Annotated in this window: 1 protein-coding gene; it reads right to left on the minus strand. The window is 33.9% G+C overall.

Annotated features, from left to right (window positions below; genetic code table 11):
• On the minus strand, nt 1-460 hold a 460-nt coding region (locus tag N7931_RS19355), incomplete at its 3' end, for a hypothetical protein (RefSeq protein WP_262795982.1).
• Nucleotides 461-552 lie beyond the last annotated feature (92 nt).

The raw sequence follows: 552 nt of genomic DNA on the forward strand, positions 1-552 counted from the left end.
TTTTACTAATAGCTAGGTTCAAAATCGGAGTTGACTTCTTTACTAGGTCAACATTGGTACCGTTAATTACAATTTTAGCTTGGCTATCAAATTCTGGTTTTTCATCAATATTGTGATAACCGTAAGTATTGCTGAAGTAATAAATCTGGTTATCTAAAGTGAAATTACAAAAATGGCTGTGCCCATTTATGGCCAATATTGGTTTTGTTTTACATTGATTAAAAAAGGTATGCATATCACTAGCATATGCTGGCGAGTAATCTGAATCTTGATACTCAGGCTCTACTTGAATCGGAGAGGTTAGATGATGAGATACCAAAATAGGAATTTCATGTTGGCAATTATCTAATTCATTTTTGATAAATGCTTTGGCTTGGGTATGCCACTGAACTGTGTCTAAAGGCCTTAGTTTTCTGTAACCGGTAGAAGATTTATACTTAATTTTACGAAAGTCATTCATCCGACTTCTTGCAAAATTAGTTGATTTTACGATATCACCTCGCAGAAGGTAGTCAGTCCATAAATCCGTTACAATAAATTTGTAACCATTGA

It is taken from the genome of Catenovulum sp. 2E275, assembly GCF_025515275.1.
Lineage (GTDB): Bacteria > Pseudomonadota > Gammaproteobacteria > Enterobacterales > Alteromonadaceae > Catenovulum.